General features: G+C 44.2%; 13 protein-coding genes and 1 pseudogene. 13 read left to right on the plus strand and 1 reads right to left on the minus strand.

Annotation, left to right across the window (positions count from 1 at the left end):
* Positions 1 to 45 precede the first annotated feature (45 nt).
* From HA050_RS20805 to HA050_RS20830, 6 genes are all read left to right on the plus strand, one after another.
* The gene (locus tag HA050_RS20805) at positions 46 to 4,512 is read left to right on the plus strand and encodes an RHS repeat-associated core domain-containing protein (protein WP_166830317.1); all 4,467 of its coding nucleotides are present in this window, start codon (positions 46 to 48) and stop codon (positions 4,510 to 4,512) included.
* A 19-nt stretch (positions 4,513 to 4,531) separates the two neighbouring features.
* Positions 4,532 to 5,218, plus strand: a complete 687-nt coding sequence (locus HA050_RS20810) for an Imm26 family immunity protein (protein ID WP_166830319.1) — start codon at positions 4,532 to 4,534, stop codon at positions 5,216 to 5,218.
* A gap of 695 nt (positions 5,219 to 5,913) precedes the next feature.
* The gene (locus HA050_RS20815; RefSeq protein WP_166830321.1) at positions 5,914 to 6,600 is read left to right on the plus strand and encodes an Imm26 family immunity protein; all 687 of its coding nucleotides are present in this window, start codon (positions 5,914 to 5,916) and stop codon (positions 6,598 to 6,600) included.
* Positions 6,601 to 6,673: 73 nt separating this feature from the next.
* Positions 6,674 to 7,459, plus strand: a complete 786-nt coding sequence (locus HA050_RS20820; protein WP_205836537.1) for an RHS repeat domain-containing protein — start codon at positions 6,674 to 6,676, stop codon at positions 7,457 to 7,459.
* Complete coding sequence (locus HA050_RS20825) at positions 7,460 to 7,798, plus strand: hypothetical protein (RefSeq protein ID WP_166830323.1); 339 nt, start codon at positions 7,460 to 7,462, stop codon at positions 7,796 to 7,798.
* A gap of 346 nt (positions 7,799 to 8,144) precedes the next feature.
* Positions 8,145 to 8,867: a hypothetical protein gene (locus tag HA050_RS20830; protein ID WP_166830325.1), complete on the plus strand. Its 723-nt coding sequence runs from the start codon at positions 8,145 to 8,147 to the stop codon at positions 8,865 to 8,867.
* Between the two features lie 95 nt (positions 8,868 to 8,962).
* On the opposite strand, the gene HA050_RS22685 is transcribed toward HA050_RS20830, so the two are convergent.
* On the minus strand, positions 8,963 to 9,484 hold the full coding sequence (locus HA050_RS22685; RefSeq protein ID WP_240929211.1) for a hypothetical protein: 522 nt from the start codon (positions 9,482 to 9,484) through the stop codon (positions 8,963 to 8,965).
* Between HA050_RS22685 and HA050_RS22690 the strand changes: the two genes are divergently transcribed.
* The 7 genes and pseudogenes from HA050_RS22690 (at position 9,476) to HA050_RS20860 (ending at position 14,640) form a co-directional block, all read left to right on the plus strand.
* Complete coding sequence (locus tag HA050_RS22690) at positions 9,476 to 9,544, plus strand: RHS domain-containing protein (protein ID WP_439898223.1); 69 nt, start codon at positions 9,476 to 9,478, stop codon at positions 9,542 to 9,544. The two genes, HA050_RS22685 and HA050_RS22690, sit on opposite strands and share 9 nt — an antisense overlap.
* Before the next feature lie 15 nt (positions 9,545 to 9,559).
* A pseudogene (locus HA050_RS22495) lies at positions 9,560 to 9,775 on the plus strand (RHS repeat-associated core domain-containing protein); the annotation flags it as partial.
* On the plus strand, positions 9,770 to 10,198 hold the full coding sequence (locus HA050_RS22235; RefSeq protein WP_308418922.1) for a DNA/RNA non-specific endonuclease: 429 nt from the start codon (positions 9,770 to 9,772) through the stop codon (positions 10,196 to 10,198). The pseudogene HA050_RS22495 and the gene HA050_RS22235, both read left to right, overlap by 6 nt.
* Before the next feature lie 9 nt (positions 10,199 to 10,207).
* Complete coding sequence (locus tag HA050_RS20845; protein WP_166830327.1) at positions 10,208 to 10,624, plus strand: NTF2 fold immunity protein; 417 nt, start codon at positions 10,208 to 10,210, stop codon at positions 10,622 to 10,624.
* A 138-nt stretch (positions 10,625 to 10,762) separates the two neighbouring features.
* Positions 10,763 to 13,474 carry an RHS repeat-associated core domain-containing protein gene (locus HA050_RS20850; RefSeq protein ID WP_166830329.1) on the plus strand — a complete coding sequence of 904 codons (2,712 nt, stop codon included), beginning with the start codon at positions 10,763 to 10,765 and terminating at the stop codon, positions 13,472 to 13,474.
* Positions 13,475 to 13,488: 14 nt separating this feature from the next.
* The gene (locus HA050_RS20855) at positions 13,489 to 13,875 is read left to right on the plus strand and encodes a hypothetical protein (RefSeq protein ID WP_166830331.1); all 387 of its coding nucleotides are present in this window, start codon (positions 13,489 to 13,491) and stop codon (positions 13,873 to 13,875) included.
* A gap of 78 nt (positions 13,876 to 13,953) precedes the next feature.
* Positions 13,954 to 14,640 carry an Imm26 family immunity protein gene (locus tag HA050_RS20860; RefSeq protein ID WP_166830332.1) on the plus strand — a complete coding sequence of 229 codons (687 nt, stop codon included), beginning with the start codon at positions 13,954 to 13,956 and terminating at the stop codon, positions 14,638 to 14,640.
* Positions 14,641 to 14,697: the final 57 nt, after the last annotated feature.

Raw genomic sequence — 14,697 nt, forward strand, 5'->3', positions numbered from 1 at the left:
GTCTAAAACCATGCTGACTTTTAAATATTCGGAGACTTCGCCTCAATGAGCGAAACAAGACAAGTTGCACATGCGCCCTATGGTAAAGAAACAGTTGCGGATACCCAGTCTGCCATAGGCAGTTTTGATACCTGGCTAAAGAAAGTTTCTGACAACCATGTTTCGCTTGATGACTTACAAACAGTCGCCAGCGCCCTGCCTGTGGTCGGTAATCTCATTGCTGCAGGAGATATGCTCGTCAATCTTTACGATATTTCGCAAAAGAAAGAGGGGGGGGATTTTGGAGACTGGATGGGGGTGGGCATTAATGGCATAGGCTTGATCCCCGCTCCGGGTACGGCGGCACTGCGTATATCAATGCGCCCGGTACTTGGCAGCGTAAGACAAGCTTTAATTCGCGGCGGAAAAACAGTAGGTCCCGCCTTGGTCGACGTTATTGTCAGCCATATTCTGGCCAGCGAAGCATTAGCCCAAAAAGCGGAAGACGCCGTTACAAAGATGCTGAATGTGATTTCACCCATGATGAAAGAAGTCGCCGACTTCGTTTCTAAAGTGATAGAGCAATTCACAACATTTTTAAAACAACTCATCAACGGCACATTAGGTAAATACCGTGTTCCTGCGGGTAAAGCACCCAGCAAAGGGGAGTTTGTTCGCAATCCCGCAATTCGTTTAGGCAGCTTTTTTGGTGAAGCGTGCCAGTTTTATCGTAAGGCGGTAGCTACTGTTGCATCTAAAGCAGCTTCTGCCCTGCTAAGCGATAAAGTAAAACAAACACTGACTGATTTACTTAACCACCTGAATAATTCAATTAAGCCGCAAATAGTTGGCAAGATCACCGCCCTGGCCGATGCAAAGGCCAAACAAAGCCTGGTATCCTTACTGACTCTGCTACTTGCCGCAATTACAAAGGGCAAAAAGAAAGCAGCTGCTGGTGCTGTTGCCGTTGGCAAAACCACAAAAGTGGTAGCGAAACGTGCCCAGCAAGTGATTGAGCAAGTCAGCTCGCAAATCAAAGCCAAACTTAGCCCCAATGGCTGCAAAGAATGTAAAACCAAAGGCAAATCACGCAGTACAAAATCAATTGGCTATGCACTGGGTGATGAGGTTTTTAGCCACACCGATTTTAGCCTTAATGGTGTAATGCCCTTAGTTTGGCAACGTACTTATAACTCCAGGCTGGCCGCTTATGATCAGGGCGAGCTGGGCGCACGCTGGACATCCCCGCTATCTACCCGCTTTGATTTAATCAACGCAGAATCAGGCCCCATCTTGCGCCACTTTGATGCGGATGGCCGTAGCCTGGATTACCCAGCACTTGCAGTGGGCGAGCACCATCAAGACCGCACTGAAGGCCTGATGCTTAGCCGTTTGGATGAAAACCTGCTGACCATTACCCGTGGCCATGAATTGCTGGAGGTGTACGAGCGCTACGAATCCCGCTTTATGCTGCGCATGCTGAAAGACCGTGCGGGCAATACGCTGGCGCTGAGTTACGATGCAGCGGGTTTATTGCAGCAAATCGATTTAAGCAGTGGCAGCAGCGCAAAATTTGAGCGTAATGCAGCGGGAAAAATCAGCCGTATTAGCACCCCCCCCAGCAAAGAGCTTCCTGCTGGGCGCGTGCTTGCTGAATACAGCTATAACGAGCATGGTGATTTAATCAGCGCCAAAGATGAGCACGGCAATCAGCGCGATTATCAATATAAAAACCACCTGATTACCCGCTACACCGATCGCACTGGCCGCGGGGTTAATCTGGAATGGGATGGCAGCAGCGCTACATCCAAAGCTATTCGTGAGTTTGCAGATGATGGCAGTAATGAGATCCGCCTAAGCTGGCACGACGACATCCGCCTCACCACCGTTCGCAATGCCCATGGCGATGAAACACTCTATTACTTTGATGCGCTGGGCTACACCTATCGCATTATTTATCCCGATAACAGCGAAGAATGGCTGTTTCGCGATGATTATAAAAACCTAATCAAACACGTTTATCCCGATGGCAGCTCAGATCGTTATGAATACGATGCCAACGATAATCTGCTGCTGCATATTCGCCCCGACGATAGCACCGTGCAGATGGCTTACGATGATAAAGACCAGCTGATCCGCATTACTGATCCGCTGGGCAATATCTGGCTGCGTGAATACGACGACAAAGGCAATCTGCTTAAAGAAATCGATCCTAAGCAATACGCCACCAGCTATAGCTACAACCCGCAGGGCCTGCCTATCGCAATTAAAGACGCCAAAGGCGGCACAAAAAAACTGGCCTATTTACCCAACGGCCAGATTGCCAGCTTTACCGATTGCTCTGGCTCCTGCACCGAATGGCATTACGATGCCAATGGCCGCTTGTTAGAAACCCAGGATGCAGCAGGCAACCTCACCCAATATCGCTATGGCAGCGATGGGCGTCTGGAGGCTGCTAAACAGGCGGATGGCACCGAAGCCAAATTGCAATTTGATGCCGAAGGCCGTTTGCTGTCGCACACCGATGCGCTGGGCCGCAGCACCCGCTATGGCTACGATAAAGCAGGCCGGATTCATTCCCGAATCGATGCGATGGGCCAGGAGCTGGCCTACCGCTACGACAAACTGGGCAGACTGACCGCACTGCAAAATGAAAACAGCGCCCAATATCGCTTTAGCTACGATCCTGTTGGCCGCTTAATCGAAGAAAACAGCTTTGATGGCAAAGCCACCCGCTATCATTATGCCGAAGCCAGCGGCCAGCTCTTAGAAGTGAACGAAGCAGGCCAGCTTACCCAGCTTAACTACGATGCCGCAGGCCGCCTTGCACAGCGTAAAACGGGCAGCAGCAAAGAATCATTCCGCTACGATCCGGCTGGCCGCCTTGCCATCGCTAAAAACCGCTTTAGCCAGGTGGTGTTTAACTTTGATGAAGTGGGCGATTTAACGCGTGAAGAGCACCATTACCAGCTCTTTGGCCAAAGCCAAACCCATATCTGGCAACACGAATACGACGAGCTGGGTAACCGCATCGCCAGCATTCGCCCCGATGGCCAACGCACCGACTGGCTGGTTTACGGCAGTGGCCATGTGCACGGCATGCTGTGGAATAAGCAAGAAATCACCAGCTTTGAGCGCGATAAACTACACCGCGAAACCGGCCGCAAACTCGCCAACCAGCTGCAAGCCCAAACCCAATACGACCCAATGGGCCGCATGCTGCAGCAAACGCTCAGCGGAAAAACCAGCAGCAACCGCAGCTATCAATACGATCCGGTAGGGCAACTGCTGGGCATTAAAGACAGCCGTAAGGGCGAAACCCAATACCGCTACGATCCGGTAGGCAGGCTGCTTGCTGCCAACACACCAAAACATCAGGAAACCTTTGCCTTTGACCCCGCCAGCAATCTGCTCGACAGCGCAGGCAAAGCAGAAAACACCCTACCCAGCCAAACACCACGTATTCTGGATAACCTGCTGAAGCAATACGCAGGCACCCACTTTAAATACGACGCACGCGGCAACCTCACCGAAAAACAACGCGGTGAACAGATCACCAAACTAAGCTGGGACGGCTTTAACCGCCTGAGTGAAGTGCAAACAGCCCAAGGCGTAACGCAATACTATTACGACGCCTTTGGCCGCCGCATCGGCAAAGAAAACGCCCAAGGCCAAACCGCATTCATCTGGGACGGCGACGTGATCGCCCTGGAAAAAACCGCAAACCAAACCCGCCATTACCTGTTCGAGCCCAATAGCTTTATACCGCTGGCGCAGATCGTCTCCGCCAACGACAGCGAGCAAGAACACACCGCCTACTACCACGTAGACCACCTCGGCACACCGCAAACACTGAGCGATGAAAACGGCGAAATCGCTTGGAGTGCAGAGTACAAAGCGTGGGGTGAAGCGCAGGTCGTCATTAGTGAAGCCGCAAAAGAAGCCGGAATCAATAACCCAATACGCTTCCAAGGCCAATACGCCGACGAAGAAAGTGGATTGCATTACAATAGACACCGCTATTACGACCCGGAGATTGGGCGGTTTATTAGTAGTGATCCGATTAAATTAGCGGGCGGCAGAAATTTACACCAATATGCTCCGAATCCTATTGGGTGGATTGATCCGTTTGGATTGGTGCACGAAACAGCACCTGGATATCACGTCTATGGATTATATGAGCCGGGTAAAAGTCCTGACCGAGGTGACTCTCCTTATTACGTTGGCATAACGGATGATTTGGATAGGCGTAATATAGAACATGGTAAAAGTGGGCGCTTAGCAGGAGGAACCATGGAACCAATAATGAGAGATGTAGATTATGGTACTGCCCGTGGTGTTGAGCAGGCTAATATTGAGCATCATGGCACCAAGACAGGGACTATTGGACAAGATTTAAGCACAGCAACAACTTATGACGAAAGAGGAAACAAAGTTGCCTCATTTGACCATAAAAATTCAACGCGTTGCCCCAAAAGGCAGCAGCACTTTGAAAATGCATATAACAATGAAATAAAACGCTTAAACCGTTAAAATAAACAAGGAAAACAAAATGGGCTGGTGGAATATACCCGATCAAAAAGATGCCGTTATTGGTGATGCGGTGCTGGATTCAATACGACATTTTTTAAAAGAATTTAGCCATGAATACATCGAAGATTTAGGCAGAAAACCTACCCTGCTTGAGCTTGAATACGCCTTATCACTGGCATTTAAAGTAAATGTAGATGATGATATTGCCAGTGGTATGGAAGAGCTTGAAATTAAGCAAGTCGTATTAAAAACAGCCAAACGACCAAAGCGGTTTAAACCCGTACCGGGGGATTTATTTGCCTTCCGCTATGATGAACAACGTTATGGTTTTGGTAGGCTGATCTCAAAATTAAGCATGGGAATGGTCGCGGAAATCTATGATTATTTTTCTGCCCAGCCTATATTCGACCCAAATTATACAGATAAATGGCTGATTAGCCCCGTAGTACTTAACCCATATGGTTTATTTGAATGTCGAAACGAAGGTGAATGGCTAATTATAGGTAAAACGCCTAACTATGTTATCCCTAACAAATTCAATGATGTATTTTTTGTTACTGGTACCCCTGGCAAGCTCCAAGCAGTACGAGTGAACAACTCTGATTTTGATATTAGTTTAGAGGAGGCCACTGGCCATAGAAGATATACCTATAGCTCTGATATTCAGATTAAAGAGCTTATTGCCGAAGCATTAAAAAACAAGTAAACAAACAGGGGGCAATAATATTGCTCCCTTTTTTTATAGAATGGCTCGGGAGAATAAAATGGGCGGGTGAAGTATACCCGATAAAAAAGATGCCATTATTGGTAGTACGGCGCTGGATTCAATGAAAAATAATTTAATAAAAAAATTAAAAAACACGGTTGGATTTTTGAGCATACTGATAAAAATAGTAAAGAAAAGGATAATAAAGAAATTGAAATAATTAAAAAAACATGCATCAACCTCTACAAATGGTGCTCTTTTTTTGATGCGTTATATAGCAGTGCAGATGATGAATGGTTTTTATCTTTAAATGATTTTAGAAATAATTCCGACTCTTCTTTTTCATGGAATAAATTTGAGAAGATATGTATTGAATCTTGTTCTAGTCCAAAAGAAGAAATAGAGGTAAAAATTTTTTGGAGTGGTCATTTACCTATTTTTATGTCAACAAAAAGTGGATATCAATACTGGGCAATAAAAACAAGTGGTGAGAATATTGGGGCTATATATTACGGTAGAGAACCGGAGTTCGAAGAGGTAACCAAAATCGCAGAAAATTTCGACGATTTGATAAAAAAAATTAATTTATCTCTTGATACAAACAATAAGATACTTGGCATTGATTTTTAATGATTGTTTTTTTTATAAAATACAATCATTAAAATATAACATATGTGTTTTTTGAGGAGGCGGCAATGGGCTGGTGGAATATACCCGATCAAAAGGATGCCGTTATTGGTGATGCGGTACTGGATTCAATACGGCATTTTTTAAAAGAATTTAGCCATGAATATACCGAGGATTTAGGCAGAAAACCAACTCTGCTTGAACTTGAATATGCATTATCACTGGCATTTAAAGTAAATGTAGATGATGAAATTGCCAGTGGCATGGAAGAGCTTGAAATTAAGCAAGTCGTATTAAAAACGGCTAAACGACCAAAGCGGTTTAAACCTCTGCCGGGTGATTTATTTGCTTTTCGCTATGACGAAAAACATTATGGTTTTGGCCGGTTGATCTCAAATGTCAGTATGGGAATGGTTGCGGAAATTTATGATTATTTTTCTGGCTCCCCTATATTTGATCCAAATCGCTCAGAAAAATGGTTAGTTGATCCCGTATTACTTGATTCATTTGGCTTGTTTGAACGCAGGTCGGAAGGTGAATGGTTAATTATAGGAAAAACACCTGATTACGTTGCTCCTGAAAAATTCAATGACGTGTTTTTTGTTACTGGCACCCCTGGCAAGTTCCAAGCTGTGCGAGTTGATAATTCTAGATTTGATATTAGCCAAGAGGCAGCCATTGGCCATAGAAGATATTCAAGCTGCGGCGACACTCAAATAAAAGACCTTATTTCCGAAGCTTTAAAAAACAAATGAACGAACAGGGGGCAATATTATTGCTCCCTGTTCGTTTATAGAAGGATTTTGGAAATTCATCTGGGACGGCGACGTGATCGCCCTGGAAAAAACCGCCGAACACACCCACCACTACCTGTTCGAGCCCAACAGCTTTGTGCCGCTGGCGCAAATCGTCTCCGCCAACGACAGCGAACAAGAACACACCGCCTACTACCACGTAGACCACCTCGGCACGCCGCAAACACTCAGCGATGAAAACGGCGAAATTGCGTGGAGCGCTGAATATAAAGCGTGGGGAGAAGCAAAAACCATTATCAGCGAAGCGGCTAAAACAGCAGGTATCAACAACCAGCTACGTTTCCAAGGCCAATACACCGATGAAGAAAGCGGCTTGCATTACAATCGATACCGCTATTACGACCCGGAGATTGGGCGGTTTATTAGTAGTAATCCGATTAAATTAGCGGGCGGAAGTAATTTACACCAATTTGCGCCGAATCCGATAAGTTGGCTTGATCCACTGTGGCTGGCACGTATTAAAAATGCAGTAGAAGGTGATCGCCGCCATCAAGAATTTAATGAAATAATAAAGGCTGAAAATACACATGCAAAAATTCAAAGTGAATGCTATCTACGTGACAAAAATGGAAAGTCTGTTAAAGATCCCATTACAGGTGAACGCCGGCGTGTAGATACAGCTGTAATTGAAAATGGTAAGGCGAAAACTTATGAGGTGACAAGTACTAGTGCAGATAAACAAGAGCAGCTCGCTAAAGAAGGTCGAATTATGGGAAATGGTGGAAATTACATCCGTGACCGTAGTACTGGCGAGTTAATTCCAACAAGTGGTCTTTCTGAAATTGTTAGGTTGCCATAAATGAATGAAAATTATTTAGTTTTAATGTCAATCAATGAATTTGTATCTGCCTATAAAACAACCAATGCTAAAGGGGAGATAATTGATGACGTCGAATCTCAAGAGATGGTGCGAAGATCAATAACAGCATTGATTAATTTTTTTGCTGAAAACAACCTGCTTAATGACAAAAAAATTACAGAAACAAACAGAGAACTTAGGAGAGATGACTTTACTCCTGAAGGTCTTGAATTATTTATAAAAAAGGGTGGGGCTTGGTTAAAATCTAAAGCATCAAAAAAAGATCCGCCAAATATAAAACTATTGGAAAAAGCGCTTTTTTATATAAAGAAAAATTGAGTTAGTTAAAGCAAGAGAGTATGTTCATATTGATATACGAACATGCTAAATTATTATTTTTATATTTATCCTGTTTTTAATTTGTATGTTTGGCGAGCCATATATTGTCAATATTTCGGTGGATTATATAAAAACTTAAACACTTAATTACGTTTTGATCGTTTTTCTAATAAATCAGTAAAACCACTCCGTCGCAGCATATAAAACTTACGGGCCATTAAAAATTAACTCGCCCCCCAAAAAAACGATTGTACAGAAATCAAAATCTACTGAAGTACAATAAATGCATCATGACTTCACTATACACAAACTACTAATCCAACTTTTACACCTTAGGAGTAAAGGAATGATGGATTTAAAAAAATTAATAGCACAGCATTTTCCCGATGACATAGTAGAGGTTAAAGGAATTTTAAAATTCACTTTGCACATGCCGAACGAAAAAATAGTTCATTACCTAAATATTGGATGCACGGATAAAAATATTAATAATTTAGCTATTTGTGTTGATCATGATGATGATGAGTTTGCAATCGATTTATTAAAAAATGATGTTAAGCCATTGGAAGCACCAATTACTATAATTAATACTGAATTTGAAGACAAAAAATTTGACTCCATTTTAATGGCTAGTGGCTTATATCACCGTCAACTAAGAGGGATAGTTAACGAATATAGGAATAATTTTTTTCTTTGCTTACCTATTTTTAAATCAGAATTTTTTGGGAATGAGACGGAAAAAGATTTTTTAGATACATGTGCTAAATTCACACCCGTTTATAATTGGAATCGAGAGAAAAACCCAAAATCTGTTGTTGCATTTAGCAACCCTAAAACAGGGGGAGGCACCATAAAAAAAGGCATTGTATTAGCTTTTCCTACAATTAAGAGGGAAATAAATAATATGGACGGTGTTGAAGATGGAACAATGTTAATTACAAACTACAAAAATGAGAAGATTGATATACGATCAAGCACTAAAAATTTTAGTTTGAAAACAAACAAGACAGATTTAACACTAGGTAATGACGAGTTAGTCAACTATATTTGGGATTTTATATCTATATAATTTTAAAAAAATATACTACAGAAAGGGTATTTTATGCTACATAAAACGTGCTCTTGTTGTTGAGTTAACAAGAAAATCCGGCGGCAGATCTTGCATTAACATATCTGACGATTTTCATCTCGTTTTATGATTCGGCAAACCGTTGAGTAATGCACGCAAAAATACATCGCGATTTGCTGCATGCTGGGAATAACTGGGGTCAGAGTAAAATTAATTCTGCTTTCTTTTGCTCTAAGAGGATTTAATTCTTTTCCGACTCCTATTATTTTAAGCAATACGCCGAAACCCATTACAAATACGACGCCCGCAGCAATCTGATTGAAAAGCAACAAGGCGAGCAGATCACTAAATTCAGCTGGGATGGCTTCAACCGCCTGAGCAAAATCAGCAGCCAAGCGGGCGAAACCAAATACTTCTACGACGTATTCGGCCGCCGCATCGGCAAAGAAAACGCTCAGGGTAAGACAGAATTTATTTGGGACGGCGACGTCATCGCCCTGGAAAAAACCGCTGAACAAACACGTCATTACCTGTTTGAACCCAACAGCTTTATACCGCTGGCGCAAATCGTAGAAAAAGGCGAAAGCAGCCACGCCGCCTACTACCACGTGGATCAACTTGGTACGCCGCAAACGCTCAGTGACGAAAACGGCGAAATCGCATGGAGCGCGGAGTAGAAGGCTTGGGGCGAAGCGCAGGTCGTCATTAGTGAAGCGGCAAAGACAGCCGGTATCAATAACCCACTACGTTTCCAAGGCCAATACGCCGATGAAGAAAGTGGATTGCATTACAATCGATACCGCTATTACGACCCGGAGATTGGGCGGTTTATTAGTAGTGATCCGATTGGTCTATTGGGGGGATTTAATACCCATGCTTATGCGCCAAATCCGGTTGAGTGGGTGGATTCATTAGGCTTAGCTAAAGCTAATTATAGATATAAGCATGGCCCAAATGGTGAGCTACGTAGTGCTACAGCGAAAATAACTCAAGCAGATATCGGAAAAGGAACTTGTACTAATTGCTCTTCAAGAGCAAAAGCACGGGCTCTTGGTGAAGGATGCGACGATGCTGGGCATGCCATTGGTAAGCAACTTGGCGGAGATGGAGGCGTAAATGGTACTTTTCCTCAAAACCCTAATATCAATCGTGGTGTTTTCAGAGATTTTGAAAATGATACTGCACGCAGAGTTCAAGCTGGTGACAATGTAATTTTACGTGTCACACCAGTTTATAACGCAGGCTCTACAAGGCCACATGAAGTTATTTATCAACGTCGAGTCAATGGCGTAACTGAACGTCATGTTTTCAATAACCCAGGATGCCCTTAGGAGATTAAAGTGGACAAAGAATTTATGACTGCATTTTTATCAGAAATGCTCGATTGGGAAGATTGGTTTGATAACATCAGAAAATCAGAATCCTATAAAAATGATGTAAGCAATCAATCGTCATCAAAAGCTGAAGCAAAAGAAAAAGCCAAGGCCATTATTGATAAATACTTATCAATAAAAGCCATCTCCAAAAACGGAGAGGCATTTCTCGCGGTTCTGCCGACAGCAAGGCCCCGATATTTCTCCCAAGAAATAGTCACCATAGAAGAAGATGGTAAAAAAATAAAAGTAATCACCCGAAACACCAAAAGCCCAAAAGCAAGAATAATGTATGTGTTGCTTAAAGGTGAAAGTGGCCTAAAAATAAATGAAATATACTCATCTTATGCTGATCAAGAATGGGATAAAAAGAGCAGTTTATAAGCCAAAAATATAGATTTACCTTTGAAGAAACGACGTAAAAAGGATGCAGGACACCGATTTTAGCTTACTTGAGGTGCTGCCTATTGTCTAGACACGACAATATTGAGAACAAACTGGAAGCAGACCACGGTTAATTAAATGGAATGGGATGGCCAGCATGCCGATGCAAAGGCGATCCGCGAATACGCCGATGATGGCAGTATGGATATTCGTTTGGCGTGGGATAAAAACATTGACCTCACCTACGTCACCGATGCGCTGGGCCAAACCACCGAATATTACTTTGATGAAAAAGGCTACAACTACCGCATCATTTATCCAGACCATAATGAAGAATGGTTTAACTTTGATGCCAAAAAACAGCTCATCAGCCACATTTTTCCGGATGGCTCTACCGAGACATTTGAATACGACGATGAAGGCAATATGCTGCTGCACGAGCGGCAAGATGGCAGCGAAGTGCGGTTTAGTTACGATCAGCAGCAAAACCCGATCGAAATCCTTGATCCAACAGGGGAAAAATGGCTACGTGCTTACAACGCTAAAAACCAGCTGATCGAAGAAACCGATCCGCTAGGGCATAAAACGCAATACGCCTATAACGAGCAAGGCCTGCCCATCAGCATTACCGATGCCAAGGGCGGTAAAAAACAAATTAAATATCGCCCGGATGGCCTGCTGCAAAGCTATAGCGATTGCTCTGGCAAAACCAGCCAGTGGCAATACGATGCCCGTGGCCGCCTGATTGTTACGCAAGATGCCGCAGGTAATGCCAGCCAGTATCACTATGGCAGCGATGGCCAGCTGGCTAAAATCATCAACCCCGATGGCACGCAGAATGAGCTGCAATACGATGCCGAAGGCCGCTTGCTCAGCCATGCCGATGCCCTGCAGCGCAAAACGCAGTTTGAATACGACCGCGTAGGCCGGGTTAGCAGCCGCCTTGATGCGGCAGGCCAAACCCTCAGCTACCAATACGACAAACTGGGGCGGCTTATCCAGCTGACCAATGAAAATAACGAGCATTACCGCTTTAGTTACGATCTGGCCAGCCGTTTGCAAGAAGAAACAGACTTTAGCAACCGGCGCACCCGCTATCAATACGAAGCCAGCAGCGGCCGCCTGCTAAAAATTGAAGAAGCGGGCAAAACCACCGCCCTCGCCTACGACAATGCCGGCCGCTTAATCGAGCGCAGCAGCGGCCAAAGCCGTGAGCGCTTTAAATACGACGCGCTTGGCCGGATTTACGCCGCTAAAAACCAATACAGCGAATGCCATTTTGGCTTTGATGCCGTCGGCAACCTCATCACCGAGCGCCACGAATACAAGCTATTCGGCCAGCAGCAGCAATACAACTGGCAGCACGAATACGATGAACTCGGCAACCGCATCGCCAGCATCCGCCCCGATGGCCAGCGCACCGACTGGCTGATCTACGGCAGCGGCCATGTACACGGCATGCTGTGGAACAAACAAGAAATCGCCAGCTTTGAGCGCGACGATCTGCACCGCGAAACCCAGCGCACCTTGGGCAATCAGCTAACTGCCCACACCCATTTCGACAAAATGGGCCGCATTACCCAACAAACGCTAACGGGTAAAACCAGTAGCAACCGCAGCTACAAATACGATCCAGTCGGCCAGCTGCTGGGCATTAACGACAGCCGCAGCGGCCAGATCAGCTACCAATATGATCCTGTAGGCCGCCTTATCGCCGCCAACAGCCGCCTCGGCCATGAAAGCTTTGCCTTCGACCCCGCCAGTAACTTAGTCGGGGCAAACCAACAAACCGCGCCAGCCGCTGCAAACAGCCTCGCAGTACCTGCCGTGCTTGGCAACCTGCTCAAGCAATACGCTGGAACCCATTACAAATACGACGCCCGCAGCAATCTGATTGAAAAGCAACAAGGCGAGCAGATCACTAAATTCAGCTGGGATGGCTTCAACCGCCTGAGCAAAATCAGCAGCCAAGCGGGCGAAACCAAATACTTCTACGACGTATTCGGCCGCCGCATCGGCAAAGAAAACGCTCAGGGTAAGACAGAATTTATTTGGGACGGCGACGTCATCGCCTTGGAAAAAACCGCTGAACAAACACGTCATTACCTGTTTGAACCCAACAGCTTTATACCGCTGGCGCAAATCGTAGAAAAAGGCGAAAGCAGCCACGCCGCCTACTACCACGTGGATCAACTTGGTACGCCGCAAACGCTCAGTGACGAAAACGGCGAAATTGCTTGGAGCGCAGAATATAAAGCGTGGGGTGAAGCGCAGGTCGTCATCAGTGAAGCCGCAAAGACAGCAGGCATCAACAATCCGCTACGCTTCCAAGGCCAATACGCCGATGAAGAAAGTGGATTGCATTACAACCGCTATCGCTATTACGATCCGGAGATTGGGCGGTTTATATCAAGCGATCCGATTGGGTTGATGGGGGGGATTAACACGCATGCTTATGCGCCAAATCCGGTTCATTGGATTGATCCGCTGGGGTTGGCATGCCTTGAAAAAAATAAAAAAACGACATTTGAAGCACAAAGCAGAAGAGACGCTCTAAGGCAAGCAAAAAGAGATGCTGGGGGTCCAATGAGTCAGCAACCTACAATGGGAAGGGACGATCTACTTGATGGAAATCATCAAAGAATTATTGGGACTGATGGGAAACCAGTTACTTCAAGAACATATACCTATACAAATACGGATGGGAAACAAGTCATAATTCAAGAACACAGTCTTGGTCATGAAAAGGCAACACCTTTACATGGAAGTGATCCACATTTCAATGTGCGGCCACCAGAAAACCAGCAAACAGGTTCAGTGCCTAATACACATGGACACTACAATTTTTGAAGGGAAACACAGTTGTGAATATAATTGACACAATTAGCAATGATACATTTTTAAGAAAAGCATATCCGGAAGGGTTTGTTTCTTCAGTTTTATTAGGAGGTATTGAGTTAACTATTGACAATAGAGTCGCATTATCCCTACATATAAAAGACCAACCCAAAATTAATGTAGATAAATGGGGGGTATGGGGGAAAGACTATAATGTAGTGGCTGTACACTTGACTAGTAATACTTTACGAAGAGTAGATATAAAAAACTGGAATTCATTTATTTCATGTGTGCCAGAAGTAAAAATTGATGGCGATAATTTTTTGGTCCATTTCTCTAGCGACGATGCTAGTGTGGTGTGTTATGTTGGGGGGTTTATATTTCAAAAGTGTACAACATATATTAATGATTAATTGTCAATTTACTTTAAAAAACAAAGGAATTAAAATAAACCATCAAAACTGGCTCGAAAAATAGACAAGGAAAACAAAATGGGCTGGTGGAATATACCCGATCAAAAGGATGCCGTTATTGGTGATGCGGTACTGGATTCAATACGACACTTTTTAAAAGAATTTAGCCATGAATATATCGAGGATTTAGGCAGAAAGCCAACCCTGCTTGAGCTTGAATACGCCTTATCACTGGCATTTAAAGTAAATGTAGATGATGATATTGCCAGTGGTATGGAAGAGCTTGAAATTAAGCAAGTCGTATTAAAAACGGCTAAACGACCAAAGCGATTTAAACCCGTACCAGGGGATTTATTTGCCTTCCGTTATGATGAACAGCGTTATGGTTTTGGCAGACTTATCTCAAAAATAAATATGGGGATGGTTGCGGAAATTTATGACTATTTCTCCGCCCATCCTATATTTGATCCAAATTATGCAGATAAATGGCTGATTCGCCCCGTAATACTTAACCCATATGGTTTATTTGAATGTCGATCGGAAGGTGAATGGCTGATTATAGACAGAACGCCTAATTATGTTGTCTCTGAAAAATTCAATGACGTATTTTTTGTTACAGGCACTCCTGGCAAGCTCCAAGCCGTGCGAGTTGATAATTCTAGATTTGATATTAGCCAAGAGGAAGCCATCTGCCATAGAGTGTATACATACTATGATGATGCCCACATTAAAGAACTGATTACCGAAGCATTAAAAAACAAATAAACAAACAGGGGGCAATAATATTGCTCCCTGTTTGTTTATAGAATGGCTCGGGAGAAT

The organism is Iodobacter violaceini (assembly GCF_011601265.1).
Classification (GTDB): Bacteria; Pseudomonadota; Gammaproteobacteria; order Burkholderiales; family Chitinibacteraceae; genus Iodobacter; species Iodobacter violaceini.